The sequence below is a fragment of the Halorubrum sp. CGM5_25_10-8B genome, from assembly GCF_005435095.1.
Classification (GTDB): domain Archaea; phylum Halobacteriota; class Halobacteria; order Halobacteriales; family Haloferacaceae; genus Halorubrum; species Halorubrum ezzemoulense.
In genome coordinates this window covers 105,417-123,381 of record NZ_SGTY01000008.1, presented here as the reverse complement: position 1 = coordinate 123,381, position 17,965 = coordinate 105,417, and the positions used below count along the sequence as shown (strand labels likewise).

Below are 17,965 nucleotides of genomic sequence, written 5' to 3'. Positions count from 1 at the left end.
CGCGAGGACGAAGACGCGCGACGTAAGGACCGCAGGGAGCGAGTGAAACGAGCGACTGCGGACCGCAACGAGCGCATCGAGTCCTCGCGACTGGGGCTTCGTGGTACCCGCGTCTGGCGTCGATGAACTGGATATTCTATCGACTCCTCCCCCCTCCGGTCCGTCTTGATCGCCCCCCTTTCGGAAGGATTAAAAGAACGAACGACTTTCTGTCGAGTGCGGGCCGGTGGGGTAGCTTGGTATCCTTCGGCCTTCGGGTGGCCGTAACCACGATTCAAATTCGTGCCGGCCCACTTCTCCCGCATTCTCCGCCGACTACTGACGCGTACCTACCTTCGGTGAAGCCGCGGTGTTCCGCCGCGGATGTCACCCGACCACCGCGTTCCGAGACGTGTGTTTCCCGGGCGCAGCGGGGAGGCCGAAACGGCGGAAATCGCGGTCCCGTCGCCGGTGATCTGAAGTGTAAGGTATCCGGGACGATCGGTCGAACAGCTCCCCGATCGGCTTCTCGAAACGAGACACTACAGCCAGATATTTTTCCGTTTAGAACCCCTTTTGATCGGTAGTTGGAATGTCGATCGATAACCCGAATGAAGCCGCCACTGCGTCGATCGAAGTCTTACATGTCGACGACGATCCCGCGTTTCTCGACCTGACCAAATCCTTCATCGAGCGGGAGCTCGGCGACGTCGAAATAACCACGGTGGCCAGTCCGGACGCGGTGCTCGACACGCTCGACGAGCGGTCCGTCCACTGCGTCGTGAGCGACTACGAGATGCCCGGGACGGACGGACTCGAACTGCTCGACGCCGTCCGCGATCACTACGCCGACCTCCCCTTCATCCTCTACACGGGGAAGGGCAGCGAAGAGATCGCGGCGCAGGCGATCAACGCCGGCGTGACCGGGTACCTCCAGAAGGGCGGCCCCGACCAGCACCGCCGCCTGGCCAACCGGGTCAAGCACGCCGCGACGGAGTACCGCGCCCAGATCGAGTCGGAGCGGTACTCGACGGTCCTCCGGGCGCTCGACTATCCGATCTACGTCGTGAACGCCGAGGCGGAGTTCGAGTACGTCAACGAGGCGTTCCTCGACCTCGTCGGCTACGACAGGGAGGCGATCATCGGCAGCCCGCCGGGCAAGATCAAGACCGACGAGGGTGTCCAGCGGGCGAACGACATGCTCGCGACGATCGTCTCCAGCGCGGGGCCGGAGACGCAGCAGTTCCGGGTGGACATCCACACGAAAGACGGCGAGACGGTGCCGTGTTACGACCACATGGCCGCGCTCCCGTTCGACGACGAGTTCCGCGGGTCCGTGGGGATCCTCCGTGACGCGACGCGCGAACAGCGGCAGCGCGAGGAGCTGATCAGACAGAACAAGCGGCTCGACGAGTTCACGTCGATCGTGTCGCACGACCTCCGGACGCCGCTCCAGAACGCGAAGACGGCGGCGGAGATGGCTCGCGCCGAGAGCGAGGCGACGCACTTCGAGGCCCTCGAACGGGAACACGAGCGGATGGAGCAGATGATCGGCGAGCTGCTCACGCTCGCGAAGGAGGGCGAGTCGGTGTCCGAGCCGGAGCCGGTCGACGTCGGCGCGCTCGCCGCGGAGGCCTGGAAACCGTTCGGCTGTCCGGCCGACACGCTCGACGTGGTGGACGACGAGATCACCGTCTCCGGCGACCGCTCCCGGATCCGGCGGCTCCTCGAGAATCTCTTCCGCAACGTCGACGACCACTGCGGGTCGCCCGTGACCGTGACGATCGGTGCGTCCGCCGACGGGTTCTACGTCGCCGACGACGGGCCGGGGCTCGACGAGACGGAGTGCGAGAGCGTGTTCGAAGCGGGGTACACGACCGCCACGGACGGGACCGGGTTCGGGCTGACTATCGTCGAGCGAATCGCCGACGCCCACGGGTGGGACATCTCGGTCGGCGACAGCGCGAGCGGCGGCGTCCGGTTCGACGTGACCGTCGACCCGGCGGTTCCCGTGACAGACGACGTACCCGTCTCGCCGTAGCGGGCCACGCCGCGGCTTCGACCGCACCGCGCAGGGCCCTGTGCCCCGAGCGATCGGTCCGCGGACCGGGCCGATTGAATAGGCACGGGAACGAGCGATCGATCGATGACACCCGACACCGTCGCGGGCGTCGACTGGGCGGGCGGCGCGTGGCTCGCGGTCGTGTTCGACGGGACCGGCGGGCCGGACGCGCGCCTCGAACGCGACCTCGAAGCGCTGTGGAACGACGGCGTTGATCGGCTGCTGGTCGACGTGCCGATCGGTCTCCCCCACGACGCCGAGACGCTGGTGAAGCGCGAGGCCGTCGACTCGGCCGCGCGGTCGGCCGCCGAGCGTCCGAGCAGCGTGTTCCCCGTCCCCTCGCGGGGCGCGTGCGAAGCGGCCAGAGACGGCGCTGACTACGAGGCGGTGAGCGAGCGGAACCGGGCCGACCTCGGCAAGGGGCTCAGCCGACAGTCGTACCACATCGCGCCGGCGGTCGGCGAGGTCGACGCGTTCCTCCGGCGGGACGAGGCGGCGCGCGAGGCGGTCATGGAGGCGCACCCGGAGGTGTGCTTCCGCGGGCTCAACGGCCGGCGGCTCGACCACTCGAAGACCACGGCCCCGGGCGTCGGCGAGCGGCTCGGCGCGCTCGACGGGCACCTCGACGACCCGGGCGCCGCGCTCGGTCGGGTCTGTCGACGGCTCGCAGACGAGCCCACCGACGCCGTGAGGGAGGCGGACCCCACCGCCGACGACGCCGTGGACGCGCTCGGGCTGGCGGTCGTCGCCCGCCGGCCGGTCGACGAGCTACGGTTCCTGCCGGGTGACGCGGATCACCGGGACGACGAGGGGGTCCCGATGCGGATGGCCTACTGGAGCGCGGGCCCGTTGGCGTGAGGATCCGCCGGGTGGTAAGGTTGAAGTCCCTCTGTCACCCGCTACGACACGAATGAAACTCTTCTCCTCGCGGGCGGACCGCCGGCGAGGGATCGCGGCCGCGGTCGGCGTCGCGGTCCTCGCGGTCGGGCTCTACGTCCTCGTGAGCCGCTACGCAGGGTTCCTCACCAACGCGGAGGCCCTCCGGACGTGGCTCGACCAGTTCGGTATCTTCGCCCCCATCGTCTTCATCGGCCTTCAGGCCCTCCAAGTCATCGTCGCCCCGATCCCAGGGCAGGTCGTCGCGCTGGTCGCGGGGTTCCTCTTCGGCCCGCTCGCGGGCACGGTGTACAGCCTCACCGGCGTGCTGATCGGGAGCGCGGTAGCCTTCTCGCTCTCGAAGCGGTACGGGCGCACCTTCGTGGAGCGGGTCATCCACGAGGACGTGATCGCCCGCTTCGACGGGTTCGTCGACACAGTCGGCGTTCCCGGGCTGTTCGCGTTCGTCATCATTCCCGGCCTCCCCGACGACGCGATCTGCTTCCTGAGCGGCCTCACCAAGTGGTCGCTACCGACGTTCATGGCCGTCATCGCGGTCGGTCGCCTTCCGGCGTACGTCCTCACCGTGTACGCGGGGGGCCAACTCGCGAGCGGCCGGTTCCTCTCGGCGATGGCGCTCGTCGCGCTCGTCGTCGCCGCGTCCGCGGTCGGGTACTACAAGCAGGAGGCGGTCCGCGACCTCGTCGAACGCGTCGAGCCGCGGCTCCCCTTCTGAGGGCCCGAGACGAGCGATCCGGGGTCAGCCCCACGTCCAGTGCGCGTCGAGGACGAACCGGTAGAGTCCGCTGACGAGGATCGCGGCCACGTTCGCGATCAGGTACATCACCCCGGCCCACTCGACGAGCGCGGCGAGCACGCCGAGCTGGATCGGGATCGCCGTGCCGCGGACCAGGTTCGTCTTCAGCAGTCCGGCGAGGTACTCAGAGGCACCCGTGTTCCGGCTCGCCCGGAACGTCCACGCGTTGTTGAGGACGTACGAGCAGACGATCGTGATCTCGATCGCGATCGTCGCGCCGACGATGTAGTTCAGTCCCGCGGTGTCGACGAACAGCCAAAGCAGGGCGAGCTGGAGCCCTGCGGTGAGCGCACCGACGACGACGAACCGGCGCATCTGGACCGCGATTGGTCCGCTGGCGAGGTCGCGGAGGACTGCTCGAAGCATCACTTATACCCGAGCGCTTCGAGGCGAGCTTCGAGGTCTTCGTCGACCTCGTCGTCGCCGCGCTCGGCGGCGGCCGCCTCCGCCGCGGCGCCGCGCTCGCGGAGCAGTTTCGCGTGGGAATCGACGACCGGGGCGAGCCGGTCGATGACTGCCTGTCCCTCCGCGTCGGGGTCGACCGCGAGGTTCTCTTGTTGGGTTGGATCCGTGGGACGGTGGTACAGCTCGCGGTCGCCGGCGTCGACGTTCTCGATGTACGTCCAGTCGTCGTCGCGCGCGCTGACGAACAGGTCGCCGTCGGACAGTGACCGGGGGATCGGCTGCTGGGTCACGTCCTCGCCCCGGACGGTCACCGAGACGACGGGGTCGGCAGCGTCGCGGTCACCGTCGCCGCCGGACTCGGACGGCGCATCGCCGACGGTGTCGGAGGGCGTCTCCTCTCCGGCGGCAGAGAGCGTCTCCTCGCCGCCGCCGGAGCGCCTCCCCTCGCCGCGGAGCGCCGGCAGGAGCGACTCGCCGTGCCACTCGGGCACCGGATCGACGCCGAGGAGGTCCGCGACCGTTGGGGGGATCGCATCGAGGCCCACGTGGCCGTCGACGTGGCCGCCGTCGAGCCCGGGCACGTCGGCCACGAACGGAACGTGGATCAGCTCGTCGTACAGCTTCGGGTAGTGGGCGAGGTGGCCGTGTTCCTGGAACTCCTCGCCGTGGTCCCCCGCGAGCAGCACCGCGGTGTCGTCGCGGACGCCCGCGGCGTCCAAGGCGTCGAGCAGTCGCCCGACGCTGGCGTCGACCTGCCGCACCGTCGCCTGGTACAGCGTCCGCAGTTCGCTGAGCGTCCGCTCGCCGACTTCGAGGCCGAGGCTCGTCCGGGCGTGCGCGTGGAGCATCTGGTGCGTGCCGACGATACCGTCGGACACCTCGCGGATGTAGCGCGGCGCGGGGACGTACGGCGTGTGCGTGTCCATGTAGTGGACCCAGAGGAAGAACGGCTCGTCGGTGTCGTCGACGAACCCGGTCGCGGCGTCCTCGACGTCGAACATGCGCGAGGCGTCGAGGAACGGGCGGTCGTCGCTGTCGCCGCGGAACTTCGAGCCGAGCCGACGGACGGGCGAGGTCGCGAGCTGGATCCACGCCTCGACGGTCGGGTGGGCCGCGAGGTACCGGCTGTAGACGCTGGATCCGACGCTGGTGACGAACGGCTCGAACTCGTCGAAGCCGTCGGGATACCCCCAGTGGTCGGTGAGGAATCCGTTCGCGGCGTTGAAGCCGCCGGTCGCGATCCCGGCGTCGGAGAGCACCTCCGCGAGCGTCACCGACTCGTCGACGCCGATGTCACCGGCCCGAGCGAACACCGGTTCCGAGGCGAGGATCGACGGGAACGAGAACGGCGTCCAGTTGCCGGTCGCGAACGCGCGGTCGAACACGGTTCCCCCGTCGGCGAGCCCGTCGATCACCGGCGAGCGTCGCTCCGGGTCGTACGGGGAGACCGCGTCCGCCCGCAGCGAGTCAACCGTCACGAGGACGACGTTCGAGACGGCCGCGTCGTCGCTCGGCGTACCGGGGTCTGCGGCCGTCCGGGTCGACGAATCGGATGTCATAGAGTACGCGGCGGACCCCCCGCGGCCGCGCCTCGGGCGGCGGCGCGCGGAGCGTCACGAGTATACTTAAATGCGGTTTGCCAGCGGTTTGAGGATTTCGATCCCTCCCATCTCCCGGAGCGCGGCAGTCCGTGGGTGCGTGTGCGCCCGCGTCGAGCGTAGCTATTTGCCCGTCCCGCTCCTCGACCCGACCATGCGCGAGACGCCACAGAGCGGACCGGTCGACGCCGCGGCGCTGCCGGAGTCGGTCCCCGACGACGAGATTCCCGAGTCGATCCCCGCCGAGTCCAGGGCGATCGAGACCAGCGGTGCGACACTTCACGCCGTCGAGGCCGGTCCGGAGGACGGGAAGCTCCTCGTGCTGCTCCACGGGTTCCCCGAGTTCTGGTACGGTTGGCACGAGGCGGTCGTCCCGCTCGCGAACGCCGGCTACCGCGTCGTAGTCCCCGACCAGCGCGGCTACAACCTCTCGGCGAAGCCGTCGGCGGTGCGCGATTATCGGATCGGCGAACTCTCGCGCGATGTCGTCGACCTGATCGACGCATACGACCGCGAGACGGCCGCCGTCGCGGGGCACGACTGGGGGGCCGCGGTGGCGTGGTGGCTCGCTCTCCACCACGAGGACCGTCTCTCGGAGCTGGTCGCGGTCAACGTCCCGCATCCGACGGTGTTCGAGGAGGCGCTCCGGGGGTCGTGGGACCAGCGGCTCAAGAGCTGGTACATGCTCGCGTTCCAGCTCCCGAAACTGCCCGAGGCGGTCGCCAGCGCGGGGAACTGGCGGCTCGCGACGAACGCGCTGCGGGACACGAGCGCACCCGGCACCTTCACCGACGAGGACCTGCGCCGGTATCGCCGGGCGTGGAACCGCGACGGCGCGTTCGAGGCGATGGTGAACTGGTACCGCGCGATCGTGCGCGACCGCCCCGAGCCGATCAAGAGGGAGGTGGCCGTCCCGACGCTCGTGATCTGGGGCGCGCAGGACCAGTTCCTCGCGCGCCGACTGGCCAACGAGAGCGTCGACCGCTGCGCCGACGGTCGCCTGCTCGCGATAGAGGAGGCGAGCCACTGGGTCGTCCACGAACACCCGCACCGCGTCGCCGAGGCGATCGCGGACCACGCCGACCCTCTCCCGCCGGGCGCGCGCGAGTGAGACCGGCCGTTTCGAATACTGTCCCCGCCGAGTCGCCACAAAGGTTATATCTGCCCTCGGCCAAGGGACAGATATGAGCAAACACTTCGAAGACGCGCGGTACTACCTGGGTCGGGCGACCGAACACGCGAAGGCGGGCGTGGTAGAAGAGTTAGAGCCGGTCGAAGCCCGCGTGAAGGAGCTCGTCGGCCGGGAAGACGAGGAACCAGAGCCGGAGCCGTCGCGGCTGGACAAGCTCCAAGCGGACCTGAAGGACCTCGAAGAGCGCGCCGAGGGCGAGGCCCGCGAGGCGGTCGCGTCCGCCCGGAAGCGCGTCGCGGAGTACCGCGGCAAGGACACCGCCGCCGAGTAGTCGCGCCGCGTCCTATCGGGTCGGCGGCTCCGCTCCGGCGGTTTCGTCCCCACCGATCCGTTCGTCAGCGGGAACCACCGCGTACTCGATGCCCGCTTCTTCGAACAGCGACCGCACCCGTTCGATGCCCCGCTGTGCGTCGACCTCCGTCGCGCGGTAGTGCCGGACCGGGTGGCGGATCCACGACGGCTCCCAGTGGGCGTACACGTCCGTGGTCGAGCGGTCGGGGCCGACGTACAGCGCGAGGTGGAGCTGGTCGTCGCTGGCGAGCGCCCCCTCGGGGTACCACGCCCAGCTCGCGACGGTCGTCTCGGGCGGCGTCTCGTAGTCGCGGTACTTCAGCGAGGAGACGAGGTTGCGGACGAACCCGAGCCGGTGGAGCTGCGCTTCGACGAGGGGAAACGGCTGGCGGAGCGTGAACGCGTACTGCTCGCGCGGCGTCTCGCGCTCGGCGTAGAGCCCGAGGAGCGACAGGGGCGCGTGGAGGAGGCTCGCGACGCTCTGTCGGACCCGTTCGAGGAACCGGAGTTCGTGGGTCACGGCGGGGGATCCGAGCGGGTCCGGGATGTACTTTCCGCGTAAGGTAACTCTTAAGTCCGGAGGTCGGATACCTCGAGGTGAGCGGGTTGGTGGTCTAGCTAGGTTATGACGGCTCCTTCACACGGAGCAGGCCGGCGGTTCGAATCCGCCCCAACCCATGCGTCTTCCTGCGGTTTCTGAAGTAGACAGCCTTCGCTGTGTCATTCAGTCTGGGGAGATAGCTCTCTTTCCAGCTATCTGTGTTCAGTGTACTGGGTCGGTCAGGCCCTTCGATCAAAATAAGTCTGTAATTCTTGTCAGCACAAAGTCACAAACCGACAGTAACAACCAATGATCGGTCACAGCCGCCATGGTCCTCTATCAGCTAGCAAACGTGGCTCTGTTGAATGCTTCTAAAGACGAAGTGGATATCGTACTGTCGCAAACGCCCAGTTCATTCGGCACCCTCTGCGAGGGGCGTAGCTATCCCGAGCAGATCCGCGCTCGCATTCCAGAGACGCTGCGCCGCATAGGTGCCCTGTGCCGGAGCGGACGGCTGTGTCGGCCGTTGATCGCTGAAGTATCGTCCAGAGATCGTCGCTGTCCGCGGCGAGAGGGCGGGCACCAGAATCTCGGCCGCCCCCTCGGCAACGCTCGTGACGATCGGCAGACCATCGAGCGCTTCGAGGACGCGGGGGATCGGTCCAGGGAGGAACCGACTGAACCCGCTTCCCGGGATCGCACCGGGATGGATGCTATTCGAGACAACGTCCCGGTCGGCGGCGTCGAGCCGTCTAGCGAGTTCACTCGAGAAGAGAATATTCGCGAGCTTCGAGTGGCTGTACGCCCACATGCCGGAGTACTCGTCGAGCGTCTGAACCCGCGAGAGGTCCAGTGACGTCCCCTGGTGCGCGGCCGAGGCCGTCGTGACGATTCGACTGCCGGCGGTGAGATGGTCGAGCAGCTCCGCGGTCAACAGATACGGGCTGAGGTGATTGACGTGGAACGTGTACTCGACGCCGAGGTCGGTGAGCCGCCCGCTTCGGAAGAAGCCGCCCGCGTTGTTGATGAGGAGGTCAAGGCCGTCAGTCGTCCGGCGGACGGTCGCGGCCAGTTCTCGGACGGCGTCGGGGTCAGCGAAATCGGCCCGAACGAACTGACCGTCTGACCCGAGCGCGTCGAGTTCGTTCACGACCGCCGCCCCGGCCTCCTGATCGCGACCATGGACGATGACATCGGCACCGAGACGCCCCAACGCGAGCGCCGCAGCGCGGCCGATGCCGCTCGTCGAACCGGTCACGAGCGCTCGCGTTTCGGAACAGTCCACGTCCGCAACGCCCGCGATAGCTTCGGGCTGCGTAGTCATACGAACCATTCGTCCTATAGGCACTTGAGGCCGTCTGCCCGGGGGCTGGCGACACGTCCAATCATGTTGAACTTCATCGCGGTCGGGGTGGTGGGGTGGCTGGTCCAGAACCCGTTCCGTGGCGAAGGCAACGCGGCCCCGAACACGGAGCGAATTCCGGAGTACGTCTCCCTACCCGGCGTCGTGTTCGACACTTCTGGCTTCTCGATCGTCGGGCCCGGAATCGCGCTCGCGACCGTCGTCGTGATCTCCGTCGTGGTGGAGCGCAGCCGATTCGGATACGACATAGTGACGAGCGGCCACCAGGAGTCGGCGGCGACGTACTCGGGCGTCGACGCCGAACGGACCGTCGTCTCGACGATGACCCTCTCGGGGATGATGGCGGGAATCGCCGGCGCGGTGTTCGCAATTATGATCCAAGGCTGCTACACCGACCTGAGCGGCATCGGGACGTACGGGTTCGACGCGATCGCCGTGAGCCTGCTCGCCGCGAACAACCCGATCGGCATCGTCCCGGCGGGACTACTTTTCGGCGGCCTCGAGTCCGCCGGATCCCACATCGGGATCTACACCGACCTTCCGGTACAGCTCATCGACGGGGTCATCGGGCTCGTCATCCTCTTCGTCGCCGTGCCGGAACTGTTCCGGACGGCCGCCGTGCGGACCGGGGTAGGGGGTGACCGCCGATGAGTCTCGCGGGCTACGCAGACGGCAACCGACTCCGGATCGGGGACGGTGCCGCCCTCGTCGCCGCGGCCGTCGCGGTGGCCGTCGCGCTGGATCTACCGATCGTCGAGATCGTCACGATCGGGTTCGTGGAGCGCTCGCTTCAATCCGCGACACCGATCGCGCTGACGGCCATCGGCGGTCTCTACGCCGAGAAGAGCGGCGTCTTCAACATCGGCGTCGAGGGGTTCATGATCTTCGGGGCGGCGACCGCGGCAACGACGATGTGGATCATCAGCGGGGGCGATCCGGGGCAGAGCGATATCTGGCTCGCGATCCTCGCCTCGGTGCTGGTCAGTCTCGCGTTCGCAGTGCTGTTCGCGATCCTGTTGATCAGATACGAGGCGGACCAGATCGTCGCCGGGTTGGCGCTCTGGTTCGTCGGGCTCGGCTTCGGGCCGTTCATGGCGGTGCTCGTCTGGGACAGCCGAAACAGCCCGAGCCTCGAGAGCATCGACAACCTGGCTATCCCCGTGCTCGCAGACGTCCCCGTGCTCGGTCGGATCCTCTTCGACGCGTCACCGCTCGTGATGATCACGGCCGTCGTGGCCGTGGCCGCGTGGAAGTTCCTCAACGACACGAGGTACGGATACTGGATCCAAGCGGCCGGGGAGAACCCGGAAGCGCTCGACACGGCCGGCGTCGACCTGACGCGTGTTCGATACGCGGCAGTGATCTTCTCCGGCGTCATGGCCGGCCTCGGCGGCGCGGTACTGCTCGCACAGGCGGGGTCGTTCACCGGCACCGGTGACACGATGGTCAGCGGCCGCGGCTGGATCGGCATCGTCGCCTACCTGTTTGGGAACTACAACCCGCTCGGAGCGGCCGCCGCAGCGCTCGTGTTCGGGTCTTGGACATGTTACAGATCCAGCTACAGACGGTCGGCATCAACGTCCCGAACAGGCTGGTTAATCTGTTCCCGTACGCCGGCGTGATCCTCGTCCTGACGATCTGGGGCTCCACGCGGACCCCCTCCGCCGTCGGCGAGACGTACGAGAGCGAGGAGTGAGCACCGACGGGCGAGTGCCCGTTCTCGGTGTCTGATCACGGTTATAGAGACGGCAAGGCGAATACACCCGCCTTTAGGCGGGTGATGAAGCCGACATGGTGGGAAGCTATCCACTAGCCGAACGTCTGTACAGAGTTTCACAGACGGAGATTTAACTGACAGGCCGCTCTATCTGAAGGTAGGAATCGGTCGGAACGGAGCGGATTCCGGACCGTCCTTCAGAGGCGGCCTGTCCGCCCGCGTAACGAGACAGTATCTGAAAGGGTAGTCGGTGAACGCTACATCCTCGAAGGGTGTGTCTGTGCCGACCGCTCAAAGCACGCGACACGATATCCCCAACTCCGCTGACGCCTGCTGGCGCCCCCGTGGCAAAAACAACATTGGGACGCCATACATGGTCGAGGATAGGGGTAACGGCGGCTTGGCACCGCCAGCAGTCCACCACATCGACGCTGTGGGACTACCCGTGCCCGAAAGGTGTGGTAGTCCGGTGATCGGACTGGAAACCTGAAACTCCCACCGCTCGGGATTCCTCCGCGTTTACGCGGAGGAGGATGTCAATACCACGGTCGAGACCGGAGGCGCGAGGCCGACATTCGCTCATAAACACTACCCGAGTGCTGCGTCTTGGTTCACGTTCAGTTACATTTCTATAGGGTACTTATTACTATGTAATTATATATCTAACAGTAAGGCGTCACATGAGCGAGAAAGTGAACTCAATCCGCATTTTACATGTCGACGATGATCCCGACCTTGCGGAATTGGTCAGTACCTATCTTCGAAGAGAGGACAGTCATTTCGAGGTCGTATCCGCGGGGAGCGCGAGTGACGGACTCGACACACTCGCTGAAACGGACATCGACTGCGTTGTTTCCGACTACGACATGCCGGAGCGGAACGGGATCGAACTTCTCGAAGCCGTTCGCGAGCGGGACGCCGATCTTCCATTTATACTGTTCACGGCGAAAGGAAGCGAGGACATCGCGAGCGATGCGATTTCGGCGGGCGTTACGGATTATTTACAGAAGGGAGTCGGCACCGATCAGTACGCCGTTCTGGCCAATCGGATCCGAAACGTTGTCGACAAGTGGCGAGCCGAGCGGGAGGCCGAACGGACCAAGCGGCGCCTCGAGGCGATCGCCAAAAACTCAAGCGACGCCATCCTCACCGTCGACTCCACGAACACGATCCAGTTCGTAAACCAAGCGACCGAAGACCTGTTCGGGTACGACCCGGAGACCCTCAGAGGCGACTCGCTGTTCACCTTGATACCGGAGCGGTATCGAGACGGCCACCGGCAGGGAATGGAGCGGTTCCTGGAGACGAACGACCGGTCGCTGGACTGGACGGCGATCGAATTCTCCGCCCAGCATCGAGAGGGACACGAGGTGCCGGTCTCGATATCGTTCAGCACGTTCAAGGAAGGCGGCGAACGCAAGTTCGTCGGCGTTCTCCGAGACATCTCGGAGCGTGTTCGGATGGAAGACGAACTCCGAGAGCGAGAACGGCGGTTCCGGCAGATGGCCGAGAACATCCAGGAAATGGTCTGGATGACCGACCCGACGAAGGGAGAAGTGCTCTACGTCAACCCCGCGTACGAGGAGATTTGGGGCCGGTCGCCCGACGCGCTGTACGAGGACCCGCAGTCATTTGCGGACGCCATCCATCCGGAGGACCGAGACCGAGTCGAAGAGATCCTCGATCCGCAGTCGACTGGCTCCTACGAGGAGGAGTACCGCATCGTCCGGCCGAACGGAGAGACGCGATGGGTGTACGACCGGGCCGTTCCGGTGAAAAACGAGGCCGGAGAAGTGTATCGGACCGTCGGTATCGCCTCGGATATAACTGAGCGGCGAGAACGCGAGCGTGAGTTTGATCGCGTCGTCGAACTCCTCGATCACACGGAACGGGTCGCCGATGTCGGCGGCTGGGAGGTCGACCCGAAGACGGGAGACGCGTTCTGGTCCGACCACCTGTTCGAGCTCATCGGCTGGGAGGGCGACCGAGCGCCCTCACTGGAGGACGTCGTCGACATCTACGTCGAGGAAGACCGGCCGAGGGTTGAAGCCGCGGTCGAAAACGCACTTACTCACGGGGAATCGTTCGCGATAGAGGCCCGCCTCCAGCGGTCTAACGGCGAGGATCGGTGGATGGAGATCCGCGGCGACCCTCACGTCGAAAACGGTGAAGTCACGACGCTCCGAGGGGCCGTTCACGACATTACTGAGCGGAAGCAACGAGAGCGGGCGCTTCACGAACTGTACGACGTCACTTCGGACCCGGATCTGTCGTTTGACGAGAAGGTACAAGCGCTTCTGCGGCTCGGTCGGAGGGAGTTAGGAACCGAGTACGGGACCCTCTCGAGCATTCACGACGACGAATACGTCTTCGAGTTCGTCGACACGGACCGTGAGACGATCCAGCCCGGCGACGTAGTTCCGGTCTCGGCGACGAACTGTGAACTAGTAGCGAGCACCAGACAGACGGTCGTGATCGGCGACGTCGAACGGGATGCGCCCGAGGAGACCGGCCGGGCGGGATTCACCGAGTGGGGGATTTCGTCGTACATCGGAGCCCCGGTGTTCGACACCGGTGACGTGTACGGGACGTTCTGTTTCTACGACACTGCGGCCCGGGCCGATCGGTTCACGGACTGGGAGGAGACGCTGGTTGACCTGATGAGCAACTGGGTGACGGTGGAACTCCAGCGAAAGCGGACGACGGAACAGCTCCGAGATCAGAACGAGCAGTTGAGCCAGTTCGCGTCGATAGTTTCGCACGACCTACGGAACCCCCTGAACGTCGCGAAGGGCCGACTGGAGTTGGTACGAGAGGAGTACGACGGTGAGCATATCGACGCGGTGCGCCGGTCTCACGAGCGGATGCAGGACTTGATCGACGATCTGCTTGCGCTCGCTCGCGTCGGAGAACAGATGGGCGAGTTAGAGCGAGTGAACCCGGCGGATGTAGCCAGCGATTGCTGGCGGACGGTCGCTACCACTGAGGCGACGCTCAAAACGGCTATCAGCCGGAGTGTTCGTGCCGATGAAAGTCGGTTTCGCCAGTTGTTCGAAAATCTCATCAGTAACGCGATCGAGCACGGCGGCGAGGACGTGACGGTTACCGTCGGGGAACTGGACGACGGGTTCTACGTCGAAGACACCGGTGTGGGGATTCCGGAAGAGAACCGTGACAGCGTGTTCGAACCCGGCTACTCCACCACGCGAAACGGGACCGGCTTCGGACTACACATCGTGAATCAGGTGGTGAAAGCACACGGATGGGACATCCGGGTGACTACCGGAGCTCGGGACGGCGCCCGGTTCGAAGTCACGGGCGTCGAGTTCAGTTCGGAGTGACCCGTCGCGGGTTCAGCTCCCGAGGCGTCGCCCCGCGACGCGGAGCGGCACGGCCTCTCAGGACTGCTGGTTGGGGAAGACCATCACCGGTACGGCCGCCTCCCGGATGAGTCGGTTCCCGGGGTCGCCCGCCAGCGTCTGCTTCCACGTGTCCATGTCGCGCGGCGTGAAGGCGACCACCGTCGCCGCGGTCATCTCGACCGCGTCGACGAGCGCCTCCGTGACCTCGCGCGCTTCGAGCGTCACCCACTCGAACTCGAGGTCGCGGCGATAGAGGATGTCCGAAAACGTTTCGTAGGTCGCCCCGGCGAACTGGTCTCGACCGGTCTTGATCGTCGTCTCGGCGTCGGTCCCCCGCGTGACGTGTGTCACGATGAGCGTGGTCCCCGCGTCGAGATGCGGCCGGATCGCACGCGCCGTCGCCTCCGCGTCTTCGGGACTCGCTATCGGGACGAGAATGCGTTCGAAGAGCTCGTCGTTCACAACGGAACTGTCTCCCAGACGAACATAACTCGTGGGGGACGTTCCCGAGGTGCGGCTCTCCGTGTGCGGCGGCCACCGACACCTCAGTCGGACTCAGTTGACCTCGATGATCTCCACGTCGAACGTCAGCGTTTCGCCGGCGAGGCGGGGGTTGAAGTCCACCCGAACGATCTCCTCGTCGACGTGAACGACCTCTCCCTGACTCCCGTTCTGAGCCTCGAGATACGAGCCCTCCTCCGGCGTCTGTCCGCCGAGCATCTCTCTGAGCTCCGCGGTCTCGAACTCCTGGACGTGTTCCTCGCTGGGTTCGCCGTAGGCCTTCTCCGGCGGGATCGTCAGCGTCTCCGTGTCTCCCGCCTCTAAGCCGATCAGTCCCTCCTCCATCCCCTCGATGACCTGCTCGGCCCCGATTTCGACCGTCAACGGCGTGTACTCTCTGTCGGGTTGCGCTTCGGCGAGCCCCGCCTCCTCGGCGACGGACTGCCGGGTGGTGTCGAACACTGTTTCGTCGTCGAGTCGGCCCGTATACTCGATCGTCACGGAATCGCCGGTATCGATCGTCATACGCGTTTGAACAGCGCCGCACGGAAAGTCTGTGGCATTGCGCGACAGGAGCCGGTGCGGCACAGTGCGGCGTCGCCGTGTCGGCGGTCAGGGCGGGCGCCGACGGGTAGCTCGCTTCGTCACTGCGATCCGACCGACCGCCGGAGCGCGCGCTGTGCGCGGTACAGCGTGTACGCAACGGAGACCCCGACGAAGACTACCGCCGCACCGACGGCAGCGAGCACCGGACCGGACGCCGGCTCCTTCAGGTCGTCGCCCGTGCCGCAGTTTCCGCAGCCGTCGTCGCCGCAGTTCCCACACCCCGGCGCGTCCGTCGAGTCGTCGTCCGCCGAGTCGGCCGTCGATCCGCCCCGGTCGGCCGCGGTGGCCTCGTCTGCGTCGGGGGTGGCACTCGTCTCGTCCGGTTCGCGAGAGACGCCGTCCGGCCGCGTCTCGCTCGGCGTTTCGTCCGGGCCGTCGTCCGTGGCGACCGGCCCGGCGGTCACTTCGACCGAGTCCGTGGCCTCGCCACCCGAGTCGTCGGGCTCGTCGAACAGGTGCGGCGCGTGCGAGCGGAGCGCCTCCAGCCCAGCCTCGATCTCTTCGCGGTCCTGGTGGCCCACCGCGAACTCGGACAGCTCGTCGACCATCTCGCGGGCGCGCTCGGATCGGTCGTTCTCGACGTAACTCCGGGCGGCGTCGAACATTGCCCGGCCGAGCCAGTGTGCGAACACCGGGTTCTCGTACCGGTCTTCGAGCGCTTCGAGGCGTTCGAGCTTCGTCTCGCCCGCGTCGATGTCGCCGTCGAAGAACGACGCCCGCGCGGAGAAGAACGCCGCCACCGCCGCCCACGTCGCACTCGACGGCGTCGAGAGTCGCTCGTGGTGCGCGGCCGTCTCGCTCGCCCAGTGTTCGACCCGACTGATGTCGGCCGCCTCGAAGCCGGCGCGCGCGGCGTTCGCCGTCGCGACCGGGAGCCAGCGGGTGATCGACTCCTCCCGGGCCGGGTACCGGTCGGCGAGCGCTTCGATCCGACCGATCCGGTCCTCGATCGCTTCGACGTCCGTCCGCTTGGCGTCGGCGTTTGTTCGGCCGGCGAGGACGCCGGCCAGGCCGGCGGCGACGTCGCCGTCCGGGTGGGTTCGAAACAGCTCCTCCGCGCGGGCGACGCGGTCACCTTCGACCGCCGAATCGGGATGGTCGTCGCCCGTGTCGGCGCCGGCGCTGCGGCCCAGCGGCACGTCAGCGGTCTCCTCGCTCTCGGGTTCCTCGCCGAGGTACAGTTCCGCGTGAGCGTACGCCCGCAACAGCGCGGCCGCGACGTCCGGCTCGGGATGCGCGTCGTACAGCGTTTCGAGACGGTCAACCAGGGGTTCGATCCGATCGCGGCGATCCCCCTTCCCGTTCGCGTGGATCGTCTCGGCGGTCGCCCGAGCCAGCGGCGCCGCGATCGCCGGCTCGGGGCGGCGGTCGTACAGCGTTTGGATTCGGTCTCGGTACGCCTCGATGCGGCCGGGGTCGATCGCGGTCTCGTAGAGGTCGTCACGGTCCCGCACGCTCGTCGCGTTCGCGAGGGCGTTCGCGAGGTGGACCGCCGTGTCGTTGGCTCCGCCGTGGCCGCGGAGCCGGTCCAGCCGCGCGATCGTCTCGGCCTCAGCGTCGAACGCTCCGCGTTCGCCGTAGGCGTCGGCGAGCGCGACGAGGGCGTCGGTCAATCGCGCGTGATCGTCCGGGCTCCTCTCAGCCGGTTCCGTCGCGGCGATCGCCTCGACGCGTCGCTCTAGCTCGTCGACAGACCGTGTGTCGCTGGCTACCATATGTGTTGACTTACCCTTGGCGTCTTCCGACGTAAACGCTCGCCTTCGAGCGTGGCGTCACCTGCTGTCGTTTTCCCCGCGCGTCCCGCTCCGTGCTGCCGAGCAGTTTCCGGTCGTCAGGCACTAGCGCTGGCTGCGTCGGCGCTCCGCTTGAGCCTGATAATGAGACTAATCAGGAAGGTCCCTATCATCACCAAGAGCACGTTGACGGCCCCTCGGATTGCCGGCGCCGGGAGCGAGGTGACGGTGGCGCCCTGTATAACGCTCACCGTCCCCACACAGATCAGCACGGCGATCACGTAGGTGACGGTGGCATCGAGGACGGTCCCGTGCGTCAGCCGACGCGCCCGAATCGCCTGTCCGAACGAGACCCCGTAAACGGTGAACGCACCGGCCGCGGTCGCGACGATCACCTCCGCGACCACCGTCGGCCCGAGCCAGACAACGAGCGGGAACTGGATTAAGGCGAGCAGCATGAATCCAGTCTCGATCCGTCGGGCCGTCGACAGCGAGATCCGGGTTCCCTCGGTCGATGTCGCGGGCTGAGCGTAGTACAGTTCTCGGAGTGACAAGGCGAGGAAGACGGCAAAGAACAACTGTGAAAGGAGTCTGAACGCGACGAGAACCGTTCCAACTGCCGGGCGAGTCGTCTCGGCCAGCAACAGCGCCGAGAACACTCCACCGACGGCCGTCGACAACGCGACGTACCGCCACACGAGCGTGTCATGCGGTTCGTGTCGCGCTGTTACCAGCGCGTACCGCGCCGTTCCGAGGCACGCGGCCAGCACGAGGACGAGGGCGACGAACCGAGTGACGCTGACCCCGAGTACCGGTGACGAGGTACTAACGACCGCTGGTCCCGGCTCTAACGCGCTCGACCCGAGAGTCGCCGTCATCAGTTCGTTCCCGCCACGTTCGACGACGCGGTCACGCATTGCTG

Annotated in this window: 14 protein-coding genes, 2 tRNA genes and 2 pseudogenes; 10 read left to right on the top strand and 8 right to left on the bottom strand. The window is 66.6% G+C overall.

The genetic code is table 11. The annotated features are described in order from the left end of the window. Positions 1–220 precede the first annotated feature (220 nt). From EXE51_RS09390 to EXE51_RS09375, 4 genes are all read left to right on the top strand, one after another. Positions 221–293: transfer RNA gene (locus EXE51_RS09390), tRNA-Pro, on the top strand. A 278-nt stretch (positions 294–571) separates the two neighbouring features. Further along, the gene (locus EXE51_RS09385) at positions 572–2,020 is read left to right on the top strand and encodes a response regulator (RefSeq protein ID WP_137692568.1); all 1,449 of its coding nucleotides are present in this window, start codon (positions 572–574) and stop codon (positions 2,018–2,020) included. 105 nt (positions 2,021–2,125) lie between these two features. Beyond that, positions 2,126–2,899: a DUF429 domain-containing protein gene (locus EXE51_RS09380; RefSeq protein WP_137692567.1), complete on the top strand. Its 774-nt coding sequence runs from the start codon at positions 2,126–2,128 to the stop codon at positions 2,897–2,899. Between the two features lie 52 nt (positions 2,900–2,951). Beyond that, a complete protein-coding gene (locus tag EXE51_RS09375; protein ID WP_049932921.1) occupies positions 2,952–3,653 on the top strand; it encodes a TVP38/TMEM64 family protein in 702 nt (233 codons plus the stop codon). Positions 3,654–3,677: 24 nt separating this feature from the next. Here the strand turns inward: EXE51_RS09375 and EXE51_RS09370 are convergent, their stop codons facing one another. Together EXE51_RS09370 and EXE51_RS09365 are read right to left on the bottom strand one after the other, a co-directional pair. Beyond that, positions 3,678–4,100: a GtrA family protein gene (locus tag EXE51_RS09370; protein WP_089308733.1), complete on the bottom strand. Its 423-nt coding sequence runs from the start codon at positions 4,098–4,100 to the stop codon at positions 3,678–3,680. Beyond that, positions 4,100–5,698, bottom strand: a complete 1,599-nt coding sequence (locus EXE51_RS09365; RefSeq protein WP_137692566.1) for a sulfatase-like hydrolase/transferase — start codon at positions 5,696–5,698, stop codon at positions 4,100–4,102. Before EXE51_RS09365 ends, EXE51_RS09370 begins: the two co-directional genes overlap by 1 nt. 193 nt (positions 5,699–5,891) lie before the next feature. Between EXE51_RS09365 and EXE51_RS09360 the strand changes: the two genes are divergently transcribed. Both EXE51_RS09360 and EXE51_RS09355 read left to right on the top strand, forming a co-directional pair. Then, positions 5,892–6,848: an alpha/beta fold hydrolase gene (locus EXE51_RS09360; RefSeq protein WP_089308731.1), complete on the top strand. Its 957-nt coding sequence runs from the start codon at positions 5,892–5,894 to the stop codon at positions 6,846–6,848. A gap of 73 nt (positions 6,849–6,921) precedes the next feature. Then, a complete protein-coding gene (locus EXE51_RS09355; protein WP_137692565.1) occupies positions 6,922–7,200 on the top strand; it encodes a hypothetical protein in 279 nt (92 codons plus the stop codon). A gap of 12 nt (positions 7,201–7,212) precedes the next feature. Here EXE51_RS09355 and EXE51_RS09350 read toward each other — a convergent pair whose 3' ends face one another. Further along, complete coding sequence (locus tag EXE51_RS09350) at positions 7,213–7,740, bottom strand: hypothetical protein (protein WP_137692564.1); 528 nt, start codon at positions 7,738–7,740, stop codon at positions 7,213–7,215. Between the two features lie 83 nt (positions 7,741–7,823). Here EXE51_RS09350 and EXE51_RS09345 point away from each other — a divergent pair. Continuing rightward, positions 7,824–7,898: transfer RNA gene (locus EXE51_RS09345), tRNA-Val, on the top strand. Between the two features lie 275 nt (positions 7,899–8,173). Here the strand turns inward: EXE51_RS09345 and EXE51_RS09340 are convergent. After that, positions 8,174–9,085, bottom strand: coding sequence for an SDR family NAD(P)-dependent oxidoreductase (locus EXE51_RS09340; RefSeq protein ID WP_086219278.1), 912 nt, complete (start codon positions 9,083–9,085; stop codon positions 8,174–8,176). Positions 9,086–9,145: 60 nt separating this feature from the next. Here EXE51_RS09340 and EXE51_RS09335 point away from each other — a divergent pair. From EXE51_RS09335 to EXE51_RS09325, 3 genes and pseudogenes are all read left to right on the top strand, one after another. Continuing rightward, positions 9,146–9,775 (top strand): annotated as a pseudogene (locus tag EXE51_RS09335) (ABC transporter permease); the annotation flags it as partial. Beyond that, a pseudogene (locus EXE51_RS09330) lies at positions 9,772–10,820 on the top strand (ABC transporter permease). The pseudogenes EXE51_RS09335 and EXE51_RS09330, both read left to right, overlap by 4 nt. 701 nt (positions 10,821–11,521) lie before the next feature. Beyond that, complete coding sequence (locus EXE51_RS09325) at positions 11,522–14,182, top strand: PAS domain S-box protein (RefSeq protein ID WP_137692563.1); 2,661 nt, start codon at positions 11,522–11,524, stop codon at positions 14,180–14,182. A 57-nt stretch (positions 14,183–14,239) separates the two neighbouring features. On the opposite strand, the gene EXE51_RS09320 is transcribed toward EXE51_RS09325, so the two are convergent. From EXE51_RS09320 to EXE51_RS09305, 4 genes are all read right to left on the bottom strand, one after another. Beyond that, complete coding sequence (locus EXE51_RS09320; RefSeq protein ID WP_049931046.1) at positions 14,240–14,665, bottom strand: universal stress protein; 426 nt, start codon at positions 14,663–14,665, stop codon at positions 14,240–14,242. Between the two features lie 93 nt (positions 14,666–14,758). Then, positions 14,759–15,229, bottom strand: a complete 471-nt coding sequence (locus tag EXE51_RS09315; RefSeq protein ID WP_080508567.1) for a peptidylprolyl isomerase — start codon at positions 15,227–15,229, stop codon at positions 14,759–14,761. A gap of 119 nt (positions 15,230–15,348) precedes the next feature. Further along, the gene (locus EXE51_RS09310) at positions 15,349–17,025 is read right to left on the bottom strand and encodes a hypothetical protein (RefSeq protein WP_137692562.1); all 1,677 of its coding nucleotides are present in this window, start codon (positions 17,023–17,025) and stop codon (positions 15,349–15,351) included. Positions 17,026–17,141: 116 nt separating this feature from the next. Further along, complete coding sequence (locus tag EXE51_RS09305; protein ID WP_137692561.1) at positions 17,142–17,960, bottom strand: hypothetical protein; 819 nt, start codon at positions 17,958–17,960, stop codon at positions 17,142–17,144. Positions 17,961–17,965: the final 5 nt, after the last annotated feature.

Excerpts from the sequence above, each read along its gene's own strand:
- EXE51_RS09385 (WP_137692568.1), top strand. The coding sequence starts at position 572 with ATGTCGATCGATAACCCGAATGAAGCCGCCACTGCGTCGATCGAAGTC.
- EXE51_RS09305 (WP_137692561.1), bottom strand. The coding sequence starts at position 17,960 with ATGCGTGACCGCGTCGTCGAACGTGGCGGGAACGAACTGATGACGGCG.
- EXE51_RS09360 (WP_089308731.1), top strand. The coding sequence starts at position 5,892 with ATGCGCGAGACGCCACAGAGCGGACCGGTCGACGCCGCGGCGCTGCCG.
- EXE51_RS09365 (WP_137692566.1), bottom strand. The coding sequence starts at position 5,698 with ATGACATCCGATTCGTCGACCCGGACGGCCGCAGACCCCGGTACGCCG.
- EXE51_RS09380 (WP_137692567.1), top strand. The coding sequence starts at position 2,126 with ATGACACCCGACACCGTCGCGGGCGTCGACTGGGCGGGCGGCGCGTGG.
- EXE51_RS09310 (WP_137692562.1), bottom strand. The coding sequence starts at position 17,025 with ATGGTAGCCAGCGACACACGGTCTGTCGACGAGCTAGAGCGACGCGTC.
- EXE51_RS09370 (WP_089308733.1), bottom strand. The coding sequence starts at position 4,100 with ATGCTTCGAGCAGTCCTCCGCGACCTCGCCAGCGGACCAATCGCGGTC.
- EXE51_RS09355 (WP_137692565.1), top strand. The coding sequence starts at position 6,922 with ATGAGCAAACACTTCGAAGACGCGCGGTACTACCTGGGTCGGGCGACC.
- EXE51_RS09325 (WP_137692563.1), top strand. The coding sequence starts at position 11,522 with ATGAGCGAGAAAGTGAACTCAATCCGCATTTTACATGTCGACGATGAT.
- EXE51_RS09340 (WP_086219278.1), bottom strand. The coding sequence starts at position 9,085 with ATGACTACGCAGCCCGAAGCTATCGCGGGCGTTGCGGACGTGGACTGT.
- EXE51_RS09375 (WP_049932921.1), top strand. The coding sequence starts at position 2,952 with ATGAAACTCTTCTCCTCGCGGGCGGACCGCCGGCGAGGGATCGCGGCC.
- EXE51_RS09315 (WP_080508567.1), bottom strand. The coding sequence starts at position 15,229 with ATGACGATCGATACCGGCGATTCCGTGACGATCGAGTATACGGGCCGA.